This window comes from Methylobacterium sp. WL116 (genome assembly GCF_008039455.1).
GTDB lineage: Bacteria > Pseudomonadota > Alphaproteobacteria > Rhizobiales > Beijerinckiaceae > Methylobacterium.
This window is the reverse complement of the sequence record NZ_VRUV01000091.1, coordinates 1-12,450: the sequence shown is the minus strand read 5'-3', so window position 1 is coordinate 12,450 and position 12,450 is coordinate 1. Positions and strand designations below refer to the sequence as shown.

Sequence of the window (12,450 nt, the reverse complement as noted above, 5' to 3'; positions counted from 1 at the left end):
TAGACTTCCACGGCAAACATCCTGGGCCCCTCCCGAAAGAGAAGCCTCTCCACTGGCCGGCTTTTACCCCGGCCGCATCAGCACCCCGCCGACGCTCCAGTGGATGGTTTTGTCACCGCCCTACACATCCAGGACCGCGAGGTCATGGGCAAGATCGTCGTCGCTCCCTAGGACCGGATCAACAGCATGTCGGACACCTCACTCACCAAGGAACAGGTCGAGGCGCTGCTTCTGCGCGGGCCGTTCCACCAGTGGCTCGGCCTCGGCGTCGTGGCCGTCGGCGAGGGCACGATCGAACTCGCGGCCACGTGGCGTCCGGAATGGGTCGTCAACGCCGAGAAGGGCTACACGCACGGCGGCATCCTCGCGACGCTGGTCGACCTCACGGCCGACTGGGCGCTGGTGTCGAAGACCGGACGCGGCGTACCGACGGTGGACCTGCGCGTCGACTACCATCGGGCGGCGATGCAGGGGAACCTGCGCTGCCTTGGCAAGGTCGTGAAGTTCGGCGGCCAGATCTCGGTCGCCGAGGCGCAGATCCTCGACGCCGAGGGCCGCCTGCTAGCCAGCGGGCGCGGCGTCTACATGACGGCACCGGCGAAGTGATCGCGCCGACCGGCGCCGGCGAAGGGATCGCGCTTTCTAGGGGACGGACGGCATGAGCCGCCCCGCGAGCCGATCCGCCTATGACGGACTGGACCATGTCGTCGTCAACGCGATGCGCGACATGGACGCCGCCGCGGAGACCTTCACGGCGCTCGGCTTCCGGCTGACGCCGCGCGGGCATCACTCGCTCGGATCGATCAACCACCTGATGATGACGCGGGGGCCATATCTCGAGCTGGTCGGTGTGCCGGAACTCGGTCTCCAACGCCGCGACGTACTCGACTCGCCCTTCGGCCTGAACGGCCTCGTCATCGCCAGCGGCGATGCGGACGCGAGCTTCGCGCGGCTGAGCCGGACCGGGCTGCCTGTCGAAACGCCGGCGACGTTCTCCCGCCCGGTGACCGTCGCCGGGCGGACCGAAGAGGCGCGCTTCCGCACCGTTCGGTTTCCCGCCCACCTCTTCCCGGCGGGCCGGATCTACTATTGCGAGCACCTGACGCCGGACCTCGTCTGGCGACCGGAATGGTTCGCCCACCCCAACGGCTTCAACTGGATCGATCGGGTCGTCGTCACGAGCCGCGATCCCGAGGCGGAGGCCGTCCGCTACGCGGCCGCCTGCAACGCGCTCGCGCAGCCCGATGCCGACGGGTGGTCCATCCGGCTCGGGGACTTCCACCTCCACGTCGTCGCCGGCGGCGCGCCGCGCTTCTTCGAACTGGGGTTGCGCTTCGATACCCTGGAGGAGATCGAGCACCGGGCCCGTGCCCTGCCGGGGGCCCTGTGGCTTCGCCACGACGCCGCCCGCGCAACCCTGACGCTCGCCGCCCTCGACCTTCTCGTGACCTGCCGGAGTTCATGATGAGCCGCGCCGACGCGATCGACAACCTCGGCGCCCTCGTCGACCGCTCCGGCGATCCGGACCGGCCGGTCTTCATCGGGTTCGACGGCGAGGCGCGCGAGACCGTGATGACCCGCGCCGGCCTCGACGCGATGGCCGACGCGTTCGCCCGCGGTCTCCTGCGCGGGGGACTCGCGCGCGGCGACCGGATCGCGATCCTCGCGGCAAACCGGCCCGAGACTGTCGCCCTCGTCCTTGGAGCCATGCGGGCCGGGATCGTGCCCACACCGGTAAATCACAAGTTTCCCGCGTCGACGGTGGCGTGGGTGATCGCCGATTGCGGCGCCCGCCTCGTCGTCTGCGACGCCGCCCGGCACGCGGCCTTCACGGGTGCCGTCCCCATCGCCGTCTTCGACCGCGACGGTCCGGATGGGCTGGCATCCTGGCTCGACCCCGGCGCGTTCGAGGCTGTTCGGCCGTGGGCCGACGAGGCGGCGCTCTGCCTCTATACCTCGGGGTCGACGGGGCGGCCCAAGGGGGTGATGTTGGGCCATGCCGCCCACCTCTGGGTGGTGCGCACGCGAATGGCGGAGGCGGACCTCCGCGCTGAGCGCCTGCTCATCGCCGCACCGCTCTACCACATGAACGCGCTGGCCCTTGCGCTCCTGGTCTGCGCCTCGGGATCGAGCGCGGTGCTGCTCCCGCAATTCGACGCGAAGCGCTACATCGCGGCGGTCGGGCGATACGGCTGCACCTGGCTCACCGCCGTGCCGCCGATGATCGCGATGATGCTGCGCGAGGCGGGCGCCCTGGCCGAAGCCGACCTCTCGGGGGTCCGCACCCTGCGCATGGGCTCTGCGCCGGTGAACGAGACCCTCATGGACCAGACCCGGACGCTGCTTCCGAACGCCCGGATCATCAACGCCTACGGCACGACCGAGGGCGGTCCGATCGTCTTTTCCGGCCATCCCTCGGGCCTTCCCATCCCGGTCGGCTCGGTCGGCCACCCGCATCCCCAGGTGCCCGTCCGCCTGGTCGGGCCGGAGGCGCCGAACCTCGGCGTGCTGCAGTTAAAGAGTCCGGCGATCATGCTCGGCTACCACCACCGCCCGGACACCCCTTCCCCGATCACGTCCGACGGCTACTACGACACCGGCGACGTGTTCCGCCGCGATGCGGACGGATTCTACTTCTTCGTCGGCCGTGCCGACGACATGTTCGTCTCGGGCGGCGAAAACATCTTCCCCGGGGAGGTCGAGACGGTGATCGAGACGCATCCGGACGTGCTCCAGGCCTGCGTCGTGCCGGTGGAGGACGCAATCAAGGGGACGAAGCCCGTCGCCTTCGTGGTGCGCCGCCCGGGCGCGGCCGTCACCGAGGCGGAGGTCAAGAGCCACGTGCTCGCCCACGCCCCAGCCTACCAGCACCCGCGCCGGGTCTGGTTCCTCCAGGGTATGCCCCTCGCCGCGACGGGCAAGATCGACCGCAAGGCGCTCCTCTCGCAGGCCGAGGCGGATCTGCGCAAGGCGGATCTGCGCGGCTCTGATGCGACCGGCTCATGAGCCGTCCGACCGATAGGGACCGACCCTGGGTCTCCCAGGCGATCCGGCGGATCGAGGCCGACATCAACCGCTCGGCGGACACGCACCTGATCCGGCTGCCCCTTCCGCACGCCCCCGGGATCGAGCTCTATCTCAAGGACGAGTCGAGCCATCCCACCGGCAGCCTGAAGCACCGCCTCGCCCGCTCGCTGTTCCTCTACGCCCTGTGCAACGGCTGGATCGGCCCCGAGACGACGATCGTCGAGTCCTCCAGCGGCTCGACGGCCATCTCGGAAGCGTATTTCGCACGTCTGCTCGGGCTGCGCTTCTTCGCGGTAATGCCGCGCTCGACCTCGGCCGAGAAGGTCGCCACGATCGCCTTCCACGGCGGAGAACCACACCTCATCGACGGCGGGAACGTCAGTGACGCTGCCCAATCGCTCGCCGGCGAGATCGGCGGCCATTACATGGACCAGTTCACCTTCGCCGAACGGGCGACGGACTGGCGCGGCAACAACAACATCGCCGAATCGATCTTCGCGCAGATGGCCCTGGAGGACGCCCCGGTCCCGGCCTGGATCGTCTGCGGCGCCGGCACCGGCGGTACGTCCGCGACCCTCGGCCGGTACATCCGCTACCGCACCTACCCGACGCGCCTGTGCGTCGCTGACCCGGACGGCTCGGTGTTTCACCGCCATCACGCCGACCGGACGGTCCAGGGCGTTCCCGCCTGCGGCAGCGTCATCGAGGGCGTCGGCCGGGCGCGGGTCGAGCCGTCCTTCATCCCTGACCTGATCGACCGCATGATCGCGGTGCCCGACGCGGCCAGCATCGCCGCGGCCCGGATGACGAGTGCCCGCCTCGGCCGACCCTGCGGCGGCTCAACGGGCACGAACGTTTGGGCTTGCCTGCATCTCGTCGAGGAGATGCGCGCGCGCGGCGAAACCGGATCGGTCGTCACTTTGCTCTGCGATTCCGGGGAGCGCTATCGCTCGACGCTCTACGACGACGGCTGGCTCGCCGCCCGGGGTATCGATCTCACGGAAGCCGAGACGCGCCTGGCCGCCTTGTTCGGGACCCTGGCATGACGGTGCCGCCTGCCCCGCAGCCTACAGTCGACGCCCCGAAACGCCACGCTGCCGGGTTCCCCCGATCCACCACGCGCCGGCGAACCCGAATGGAGACGACGCAATGGCCCACGCACTGTTTTCTGGCACCAACGGTCCCGTCGCGGGCCACGGGGCGAACCAGCCCGATCTTGACCGCCCCGAGATCCGCGAGGCCAGGGCCGACCTGGCCGCCTGCTTCCGCATGGCGGCCCGTCATGGGCTCGAGGAGGGCATCTGCAACCATTTCTCCGCCCTGGTGCCGGGTTACGACGATCTCTTCCTCGTCAATCCCTACGGCTACGCCTTCTCGGAGATGACCGCGTCCAAGCTCCTGGTCTGCGACCTCCACGGCACCGTCGTCGCGGGCGAGGGGCAGCCCGAGGCGACGGCGTTCTTCATCCACGCCCGGATCCACGCTCGCATCCCGCGGGCGCGCGTCGCCTTCCACACGCATATGCCCTACGCCACCGCCCTCTCGATGACGGAGGGCGAGCCGCTGATCTTCGCCGGCCAGACCGCGCTCAAGTTCTACGGCCGCACCGCGGTCGACCGCCACTACAACGGGCTCGCTCTCGACACCCGAGAGGGCGACCGCATCGCCGACGCCGTGGGCGAGGCCGACATCGTCTTCATGAAGCATCACGGGGTGATGGTCTTGGGACCCACCATCGCCGAGGTCTGGGACGACCTCTACTATCTCGAACGGGCGGCCGAGGTGCAGACCCTGGCCCTCTCCACCGGGCGGCAAGTCCTCCCCGTGGAACCCGCGATCGCCGAAGCTGCTTACCGCCAGATGCGCGCCGGCGATCCCGAATCTGCCCGTCTGCACCTTGCCGCGATCCGAAGGACCCTGGATCGCGAGGAGCCGGCATACCGGGATTGAGGCGACGGACGTAAACGACGGAACGGGCGACCTGATCGCCAATCCGCATGTTCGCGACGCCTACCTCGGCGGCTGACCCGGAACGGCCCGTGCGGATGCACCTCAGTCCTCTCCACCTTAGCGATGAGGCCGCACCGATACCGATCCTCGTGAGAGGGCGACATCTGATCCTCATGCGGGACGGCGAAAGGCTCGTCGCGGCGGAGCGGGCCTGCCCTCACGAAGGCGCCGACTTGTCGCTCGGACGCTGCGCGGCGGGCCGGATCCATTGTCCGAGGCACCTAGCCTCCTTCGACCTCGCATCAGGAGCGGTCTCGCCGGGCTGGTCCTTCCGTGCGCTTCGCCTTTACCGCGTGATCCGAGCGGCGCCCCGCACGGCGCCAGTCCCCGTGCGGGGCGCCGATCACAGACGCTTCAGCCAGCGCAGCCAGTCCGGATGGTGGAACAGGGTGCGGGCGCGCATAAGCTTCCAAGTGCCGTACTTGTAGAAGTCGAAATCGAGCAGCGAGACCGTTTCCTGGATCATCGCCCAGGTCGACCACTTCAGGTCGGCCAGCGCCTTCAGCACCTGGATACGCGTGGCGATCACCGGGTCCCAGCGCCCGAAATAGACTTCAATCATCTCGCGCTCGACGCCGTCCGAGAACGCCATCTCGTCGAACCACAGGGCGAGTTCGTAAGCGCGCTCGTTGTTCGAGGCGTATTCGAAGTCGACCAGCATGACCTGGTCATGCTGGTCGATGAGGAAGTTGCCGGCGAGCGTGTCATTCATGCACGGCACGAGGTCGAGGCCGGACGCCAGAAGCGCCGCCTTCGCCTCGCCGTAGCGCCGCATCAGGAACGGGGCGTCCTCGGGCTGGCGCCCACCGACCTCGGCGACCTGCGCGACGTGTTCGTCGATCATATCGAACACGGTCTTGGTCAGGCTCAAGGGGCCGGAATCGTTGAAGGTCTTCAGCGCCCGCACCGTGTTTCCGCGGACGGCCGGCCGCAGGAAGTCGAGGTTCGAGGTGGCGCGAAAGCCCTCGAGGAAGGCGAAGATCTCGACGCCGGGGTCGGGCAGGAAGTCGACCACCTCGGCGCCGACGCCGCTCGCATGGGCCTTCCGGCTCGCCTCGACGGCTACCGTTCGGGTGATGAACATCTCGGTCCCGCGCCCCGGCACCTTCACGAAGAAGTCCTGCGCGGCGCCGGACGAGACCTGCCAGTTCGCATTGCTGATCCCGCCGGAGACCGGGCGATAGCGAAGTGCGGCGCCTTGCCAGCGCGGTACACGCGCGAGGATCGCCTCGAGATCGCGCTCGGCCGCGCTCAGCCCGTCGCCCAGGGCCTTCCACATCGTCGTCCTCCCCTCGTGGCGTCGTGTTAGAGCCCGCGGAGCCAAGCTTCGAAATCCCAGGCCCCGGTCGTCGTGCGGGCGTGAAACAGCCGCCACTGGCCGTACTTGAAGAACTCGATGCCGCCGCGTGGGGCTGTCACCGCGCGCACGATGCCCCACAGACCCCACATCACGTCGTCGACGGCGCCATAGAGTCGGCAGCGGGCGAACAGGCGCGGGTCGCAGGTGCCGGCATAGGCCTCGATCGCCGCGCGGCGGCCGTCCTCGAAGCGGCAGACCTCGTTGATCAGCGCGCCGACCTCGAACCAGGGATCGGCATCGCCCGCGAGGTCGAAGTCGACGAGGTGGATATCCGCGCCGGCAAGCATGATGTTGGAGGCGACGCCGTCGTTGCGGCAGGGTGCGAGGCCGATGCCGGATGCCTGCATTGCCTCGCCGATGAGACCGCTCGCCGCGATCAGCTCTCCGGTCCCATCTGGAAGCGGCGCGCCGACGGCCTCCGCCTCGCGGGCCAATGCCGCGATCCGGGCGAAGGGGCAGAAGCGATGGCCGAAGGGAGCCTCCCCCTGAAGCCGGCGCAGCGCCGCCAGCACCGAGGCCAACGTGTCCGCATCTTGCAGGTCGCCGACGCGGGCGTAGCGCCAGGGATCGGGGAGCAAGTCCAGGCCGAGGATGCCCTCCCCGACGATCCGCACGGCCGGTCCGAGGCCCAAGGCGCCGGCGCGCTCGGCCGCCCGCACCGCGACCGCGGTGACATCGTCGGCCATGTCGGCGTGGCGAATCTTGAGGAAGACATCCGCCTCGCCCTCAACGGCGACCAGTACGCAATCCGAGGCCGTCGCACGGTGGCTCGGTGAGGCCACGGGCGCGGCGGCCAGCGCGTAGCGGAGCGGCCGGCCCCGCCATTCGGGGATGCGGGCAAGCGACGCCTCGACGCGATGCTCGAACGGCGTCTCGGGATGTCCGACCGCCTTCATCGCGCATCGCCCCGGATCGCACGCTCGGGCGATCCGCCGGCGCGGCAGAGGCGCTCGGTCGCGCGCAGCATCACGGCAAGACCGGCCTGCATGTCGGAATCCAGGGTCATCTCGGCGGCGTCGTGGGCGATGCCATCGACGCTGGGCACGAAGACGAGGCCGATCGGGCAGGCGCCGAGCAGGCTGAGGGCATCGTGACCGGCCACCGTGTCCATCGGGATCGCCCGGTGCCCGGTCTCTTCGGCGGCGAGGGCCATGAGATCGCGCATCGCTCCGGGGAGCGGGCGGATCGGGCGCTCGACGCGGGCGAGGATCGCGAGGTCGGTGCGGGCGCGCTCGGCCGCCGCGCGGAGCGCCTCGTCCGCGAGCGCACCGGCTTGGTTGAGGATGGCATCGTCGGCGGAACGGATCTCCACCGAGAGTTCGACGCGGGACGGGACGACGTTGGCGGAGTTCGGCGCGACCCGGATGCGGCTGACCGACGTGTGCACGCGGCCCGGCCAACGATCGGCGATGGCGCGCACCTCTGCGATGGCGTAGGCCCCCGCCAGCAGGGCGTCGCGACGCAACGGCATCGGGCACGGCCCGGTATGGGCCTGCGCGCCGGTGAAGACCGCGTCGATCTTAATCGCCCCCCAATTGCGGGCGACGATGCCGATGGTCGCGCCGGCCTCGGTGAGCACCCTGCCCTGCTCAACATGGAGTTCGAGGTAGCAGGCCGGGAGCGGAGGTGCCGGATCGATGCCGCGATGGCCGATCGCCCTCAGGGCTTCGCCCAGCGTCACGCCGTCGTCGTCGCGGATCGCCAGCGCGTCCTCGGGACGGTGATGGCCGACATAGCTGCCGCTGCCGAGCAGGCTCGGCCGGAAGCGGGCACCCTCCTCGTTGGTCCAGTTCGCGACGCAGAGATCGGCATCGGACGTGGCGCCTGCCGCCTCGGCCCGCAGGAGGGTGGCGGCCACCCGCAGGGCGATCGCCACGCCGAGCGCGCCATCGAAACGACCACCCTGGGGTTGGCTGTCGAGGTGCGAGCCCAGCATCACCAGCGGGGCGTCGGGTCGGCCAGCGAGCGCAAACAGCCCGAACTGGTTCCCGACCGCATCGGTGCGCATCGCGCCCCCGAGATCGCGGACGATCGCCGCGAACACGTCGCGCGCCTCACCGTCTTCCGCGCTGCCGCAGAGCCGGTGAACGCCGCCGCCCGCGGTGGCGCCGCACGCCGAGAAGCGGTCGAACAGGTCGTGCAGGCCGGGATCAACCGGCGATAAGATCGATGTCATGACGCGTGAAGCGATCCAGGAAGGCGGCGGGCGGCGCGCGGTCGGTGACCACGCTAAGCGGGTCGGACAGGTCGAAGGTGCAGAGGTTGGCCTGCAGCCCGAACTTGTGGGAATCGGCCAGGATCACCGAGCGCCGGGCCTGTCCCCGCAGCGTCCGCCGCAGCACCGACTCGTGCTCCTCGTAGTCCATCCAACCGCGGTCGAGGTCGCAGGCCGAGATGCCCATGAAGACGATGTCGAAGAAGTAGCGCCGGGCGTAGGCGACCGTCTCGTAACCAACGAGCGCGTTGTCCTTGGGGCGGAGCGTGCCCGGCGTCAGGTTGACCCGCGACGGCCCGCCACCGAGCAGCAGGGCGACGTCGATCGAGTTCGTGGTCAGCGTGAGATTGCGCTGGATCAGCCGCCGCGCCAGCGCCAGCGTCGTCGTGCCGGTGTCGATGAAGATCGACATGCCGTCGTGCACCAGCCCCTCGGCGATCGCGGCGACCCGCGCCTTCTCGCGCGGGTTGGTCTTGCCGCGCTCGATAAGCGGCCGGTCCTGGTCGAGGCGCGGCGCCACGGCGCCGCCGTGGATGCGCCGGAGCAGCCCACGCGTCTCCATCAGCTTGAGGTCGCGCCGGATGGTCTCCTCGGACACCTTCAGGAAGGCGGCCGCCTCCGCGACCCCGACGCGGCCGGTGCCGTGGAGGCGCGACAGGATCTCCTGATGGCGATGGTCCGTCAGCATCCGAGCGCCTCATCTCCGATTCGCCGTCCGATGCGGGGCGAACCCGTCAGCCAGCCGCTTCCAGAGTCGGAGCCAGGCGATGGTGTGTCGCCGCCTCATAGGCGTAGGCATAGCCGAGGAGGTCGGCCTCGCTCCACATCCGCCCGACGAAGATCAGGTTGAACGGCGCGTCCGACGCGTAGAAGCCCGCGGGGACCGTGACGCCGGGGAGCCCGGCGATGTTGATCTCGCAGACGGTGGTCTCGTTGATCGCGCGGCCGCCGTGGAGCGGTGGGAGTTCATCGCGCATCTGCGGGAAGACGAGGCCGTCGAGGCCGTGCTCATCCATGACGCGCTCGAAGATGGCGAGGTAGGCCTCGCGCACGGTGAGAAAACTCGAGAGGTCCGGCGGGGCGGACGGGTCGGCGAGGATGGGCGCGAAGGCGCGGATCGCGTGCAGGTAGTGAAGCACGCCACCCGGCGCGAAGGCGTCCTCTGCCTTCGTCGCCTCGGCGAAAGCGTCGACGTCGCGGAGCGCCGCGCTGGGTCCGAGCCGCGTCAGGTAGAGTTGCAGGTCGTAGGCGACCGATTCCATGCCACGGGCGTCGAAATGGTTGAGCCCCGGTGTCGGCTCGCCGAGGTCGGCGAAGCCCGAGCCGGCGAAGGGGTCGGCGATGAGCGTCGCGCCGCAGGCCGCGATCTCGCCTTGCGCCCGCGCGTAGAGCGCGGTCGCCTCGTCCGAGAGCGGCAGGTCGCGCCAGCCAGGCCCGAACAGGCCGAGGCGCTTGGACCTGAGCGCGTCGGTGGAGAGTTTGCTCGTGTAACCGCCCTTCGGCCGGCGGCCGATGCCGGCCACCGTCTTCGGGTCGGCGGGGGTGTAACCGGCGAGCACATCGAGCGTCAGTGCGGCGTCGCGCACGCAGCGGGCGATCGGGCCGACCACATCGCGGGTCGAGCCCGCCAGCGGCACGACACCGGCATTGGGGACCAGCGCGAAAGTCGGCTTGATGCCAACCAGCCCCTGCGCCGAGGCCGGGTTCTGGATCGAGCCGCCGGTCTCCTCGGCGAGCCCCAGCACCGCGAAGCTGGCGCCGACGGCGGTGGCCGTGCCGGCGCTGCTGCCGCCGGGCAGACTGTTCGGAGCAGCCGAGTTCAGGGTCGGACCGGCCCAGCTGTCGTTGGCATGGCTGCCCGTAGCACTCAGCACCGGGACGTTGGTTTTGCCGAGCATGACGCAGCCGGCCGCCCGCATCCGCGCCACGACCGGGGAATCGGTCTCGGGGATCAGATCGACGCCGCCGGCCTTTGCGCTCAGGAAGTGCCAGCCCGCGGTGGTGGGCAAGCCCGCCATGTCCATCGGGTCCTTGATCACCACCGGTATGCCGTCGAGCGGCCCGAGCGTCGTGCCCGCGATGCGGCGGGCATCGCTGGCGCGGGCGTCGGACAGGGCCTCCGGGTTCATAACGATGAGCGCATTGTAATGCGGATTGTGCACCGCGATCCGGTCGAGGAAGGCCTGCGTCAGCGCCTCCGACGTGACGCCCCTCGCAAACGCGTCGGCGGCGTCCGCCACGGTCATCTCGACGATCTCGATCTCCGGAATCATCTGTGCCGAATCCATCGTTGCCCTCTTTCGGTGTCGGTTTCGGGCCTCGATCAGGCCATGCCGACGAATTCGTCGATCATCGCTCGGTCGCGGGCGACCTCGGGCGGCACCTCGCGGGTGATCATCCCCTTCTGAAGGATGAGCACCCGGTCGGAGAGGCCTGAGATGAAGGACAGGTTCTGTTCCACCAGCAGCACGGTCAGCCCGCGGGCACGGGTGATGCCCTGGAGCGTCTCGATGATCTCCTCGATGATCGAGGGCTGGATGCCCTCGGTCGGCTCGTCGAGGAGGATGATCTTCGGGCTCGCGCAGAGGCAGCGGGCGAGCGCCAGCAATTGCTGTTCGCCGCCCGAGAGCGCGCCGCCGGGCCGGTCGAGATAGACCTTCAACCGCGGAAACACGTCGAGGATCGCAGCGATGGTGGCGTCCTCGGGCGTGTTCGCCAGCAGGCAGCCCATGCGCAGGTTCTCGCGCACGCTCAAGGCGGGAAAGATTTCCCGCCCCTGCGGGACGTAGCCGATCCCGGCCCGCGCCCGCGCGGTGGGCGAGGCCCTGGTAATCTCGTGCCCGCCGAAGCGAACGCTTCCGGCGGTGGCCGGCAGGTAGCCCATCAGCGTGCGCAGCAGCGTGGTCTTGCCCATGCCGTTGTGGCCGAGGATACCGACCACCTCGCCGTCCGCGACCGACATCGTGATGCCGCCGAGGATCGGAATGCGGCCGTAGCCGGCATGCAGCCCCGCGACGGAGAGGAGCGGAGCCTTCGGGATCGGGTGAGGACCGTTCATGCCGCCTGCTTGCCCAGATAGACGTCGCGAACCCGCTGGTCGGCGAGCACGCGCCCGACCTCGTCCTCCATCAGGATCTTCCCCTGGTTGAACACCGTCACGGTCTTGGCGATCATCCGGATGAACGGCATGTCGTGCTCGACCACGATGACCGCATGCGTCCGGTTGATCTCGCGGATCAGGTCGGCGGTCCGGTGGACCTCCTCGTGGGTCATGCCGGCGGCTGGCTCGTCGAGCAGGATCAGTTCCGGCTCCTGCGCCAGCACGGTGGCGATCTCGACCCATTGCCGCTGGCCGTGGGCAAGCTGGCCCACGAGGCGTCCGGCGATGTCAGTCAGCCGGAGGCGTTCCAGCGTCTCGTCGACGATCCGCCTGGTGCGGGCGAGCGACTTGCGCCGGCAGCCGGCGATGAAGACGTTCTCGTGCACCGACAGGCCGTTGAAGACGTTGGGCACCTGCGTCTTGATGCCGACCCCGAGCCGGGCGATCGCGTGCGGATGCGCGGCGGTGATGTCGGTGTCGCGGAAGCGGATGCGGCCGGCGCTCGGCGTCAGCTGTCCGGTGAGCATCTTGAAGAACGTGCTCTTTCCCGCGCCGTTCGGCCCGATCAGGCAGCGCAGCTCGACCTCGTTGAGGGTGAAGTCGACGGCGTTCACCGCGGTGACGCCGCCGAAACGCATGGTCGCGCCCTCGGCCCGCACCAGCGGGCGAGCGGGCTTCGGGCCTCCCGTCATCGGCCGGTCCCTTCGGCAAGCGCCGGCTTGGGGGTCGGCGGCTCGG

General features: G+C 69.7%; 13 protein-coding genes. 6 read left to right on the top strand and 7 right to left on the bottom strand.

Annotated features, from left to right (window positions below):
• Nucleotides 1-186 precede the first annotated feature (186 nt).
• The 6 genes from FV223_RS09765 to FV223_RS09740 all read left to right on the top strand — a co-directional run bounded on the left by FV223_RS09765 (nucleotide 187) and on the right by FV223_RS09740 (nucleotide 5,465).
• A complete protein-coding gene (locus FV223_RS09765; RefSeq protein ID WP_147726782.1) occupies nucleotides 187-606 on the top strand; it encodes a PaaI family thioesterase in 420 nt (139 codons plus the stop codon).
• 52 nt (nucleotides 607-658) lie between these two features.
• On the top strand, nucleotides 659-1,465 hold the full coding sequence (locus FV223_RS09760; protein ID WP_147726780.1) for a VOC family protein: 807 nt from the start codon (nucleotides 659-661) through the stop codon (nucleotides 1,463-1,465).
• Complete coding sequence (locus tag FV223_RS09755; protein ID WP_210247504.1) at nucleotides 1,462-3,006, top strand: class I adenylate-forming enzyme family protein; 1,545 nt, start codon at nucleotides 1,462-1,464, stop codon at nucleotides 3,004-3,006. The genes FV223_RS09760 and FV223_RS09755 overlap by 4 nt, the downstream gene beginning before the upstream one ends.
• Nucleotides 3,003-4,073, top strand: a complete 1,071-nt coding sequence (locus FV223_RS09750) for a PLP-dependent cysteine synthase family protein (RefSeq protein WP_147726778.1) — start codon at nucleotides 3,003-3,005, stop codon at nucleotides 4,071-4,073. The genes FV223_RS09755 and FV223_RS09750 overlap by 4 nt, the downstream gene beginning before the upstream one ends.
• 103 nt (nucleotides 4,074-4,176) lie before the next feature.
• A complete protein-coding gene (locus FV223_RS09745; RefSeq protein ID WP_147726777.1) occupies nucleotides 4,177-4,977 on the top strand; it encodes an aldolase in 801 nt (266 codons plus the stop codon).
• 47 nt (nucleotides 4,978-5,024) lie between these two features.
• Nucleotides 5,025-5,465, top strand: coding sequence for a Rieske (2Fe-2S) protein (locus tag FV223_RS09740; RefSeq protein ID WP_348644789.1), 441 nt, complete (start codon nucleotides 5,025-5,027; stop codon nucleotides 5,463-5,465).
• Here FV223_RS09740 and FV223_RS09735 read toward each other — a convergent pair.
• Genes FV223_RS09735 through FV223_RS09705 form a run of 7 tightly spaced genes read right to left on the bottom strand, consistent with a single transcriptional unit; the run spans nucleotide 5,381 to nucleotide 12,404 of the window.
• Complete coding sequence (locus FV223_RS09735) at nucleotides 5,381-6,316, bottom strand: choline kinase family protein (RefSeq protein WP_147726775.1); 936 nt, start codon at nucleotides 6,314-6,316, stop codon at nucleotides 5,381-5,383. The two genes, FV223_RS09740 and FV223_RS09735, sit on opposite strands and share 85 nt — an antisense overlap.
• A 26-nt stretch (nucleotides 6,317-6,342) precedes the next feature.
• Complete coding sequence (locus tag FV223_RS09730; protein WP_147726773.1) at nucleotides 6,343-7,293, bottom strand: hypothetical protein; 951 nt, start codon at nucleotides 7,291-7,293, stop codon at nucleotides 6,343-6,345.
• A complete protein-coding gene (locus FV223_RS09725) occupies nucleotides 7,290-8,573 on the bottom strand; it encodes a Zn-dependent hydrolase (RefSeq protein WP_147726771.1) in 1,284 nt (427 codons plus the stop codon). The genes FV223_RS09730 and FV223_RS09725 overlap by 4 nt, the downstream gene beginning before the upstream one ends.
• Nucleotides 8,548-9,300 (bottom strand): DeoR/GlpR family DNA-binding transcription regulator, encoded by a 753-nt coding sequence (locus FV223_RS09720; RefSeq protein WP_147726769.1) that lies wholly within the window; start codon nucleotides 9,298-9,300, stop codon nucleotides 8,548-8,550. The genes FV223_RS09725 and FV223_RS09720 overlap by 26 nt, the downstream gene beginning before the upstream one ends.
• A gap of 46 nt (nucleotides 9,301-9,346) precedes the next feature.
• A complete protein-coding gene (locus tag FV223_RS09715) occupies nucleotides 9,347-10,900 on the bottom strand; it encodes an amidase (protein WP_147726768.1) in 1,554 nt (517 codons plus the stop codon).
• A 35-nt stretch (nucleotides 10,901-10,935) separates the two neighbouring features.
• Complete coding sequence (locus FV223_RS09710) at nucleotides 10,936-11,670, bottom strand: ABC transporter ATP-binding protein (RefSeq protein ID WP_147726766.1); 735 nt, start codon at nucleotides 11,668-11,670, stop codon at nucleotides 10,936-10,938.
• Nucleotides 11,667-12,404: an ATP-binding cassette domain-containing protein gene (locus FV223_RS09705; protein WP_147726764.1), complete on the bottom strand. Its 738-nt coding sequence runs from the start codon at nucleotides 12,402-12,404 to the stop codon at nucleotides 11,667-11,669. Before FV223_RS09705 ends, FV223_RS09710 begins: the two co-directional genes overlap by 4 nt.
• Nucleotides 12,405-12,450: the final 46 nt, after the last annotated feature.

What these genes read in the sequence shown, in the direction of transcription:
- FV223_RS09765 (WP_147726782.1), top strand. Translation starts at nt 187, where the DNA reads ATGTCGGACACCTCACTCACCAAGGAACAGGTCGAGGCGCTGCTTCTG.
- FV223_RS09760 (WP_147726780.1), top strand. Translation starts at nt 659, where the DNA reads ATGAGCCGCCCCGCGAGCCGATCCGCCTATGACGGACTGGACCATGTC.
- FV223_RS09755 (WP_210247504.1), top strand. Translation starts at nt 1,462, where the DNA reads ATGATGAGCCGCGCCGACGCGATCGACAACCTCGGCGCCCTCGTCGAC.
- FV223_RS09750 (WP_147726778.1), top strand. Translation starts at nt 3,003, where the DNA reads ATGAGCCGTCCGACCGATAGGGACCGACCCTGGGTCTCCCAGGCGATC.
- FV223_RS09745 (WP_147726777.1), top strand. Translation starts at nt 4,177, where the DNA reads ATGGCCCACGCACTGTTTTCTGGCACCAACGGTCCCGTCGCGGGCCAC.
- FV223_RS09740 (WP_348644789.1), top strand. Translation starts at nt 5,025, where the DNA reads ATGTTCGCGACGCCTACCTCGGCGGCTGACCCGGAACGGCCCGTGCGG.
- FV223_RS09735 (WP_147726775.1), bottom strand. Translation starts at nt 6,316, where the DNA reads ATGTGGAAGGCCCTGGGCGACGGGCTGAGCGCGGCCGAGCGCGATCTC.
- FV223_RS09730 (WP_147726773.1), bottom strand. Translation starts at nt 7,293, where the DNA reads ATGAAGGCGGTCGGACATCCCGAGACGCCGTTCGAGCATCGCGTCGAG.
- FV223_RS09725 (WP_147726771.1), bottom strand. Translation starts at nt 8,573, where the DNA reads ATGACATCGATCTTATCGCCGGTTGATCCCGGCCTGCACGACCTGTTC.
- FV223_RS09720 (WP_147726769.1), bottom strand. Translation starts at nt 9,300, where the DNA reads ATGCTGACGGACCATCGCCATCAGGAGATCCTGTCGCGCCTCCACGGC.
- FV223_RS09715 (WP_147726768.1), bottom strand. Translation starts at nt 10,900, where the DNA reads ATGGATTCGGCACAGATGATTCCGGAGATCGAGATCGTCGAGATGACC.
- FV223_RS09710 (WP_147726766.1), bottom strand. Translation starts at nt 11,670, where the DNA reads ATGAACGGTCCTCACCCGATCCCGAAGGCTCCGCTCCTCTCCGTCGCG.
- FV223_RS09705 (WP_147726764.1), bottom strand. Translation starts at nt 12,404, where the DNA reads ATGACGGGAGGCCCGAAGCCCGCTCGCCCGCTGGTGCGGGCCGAGGGC.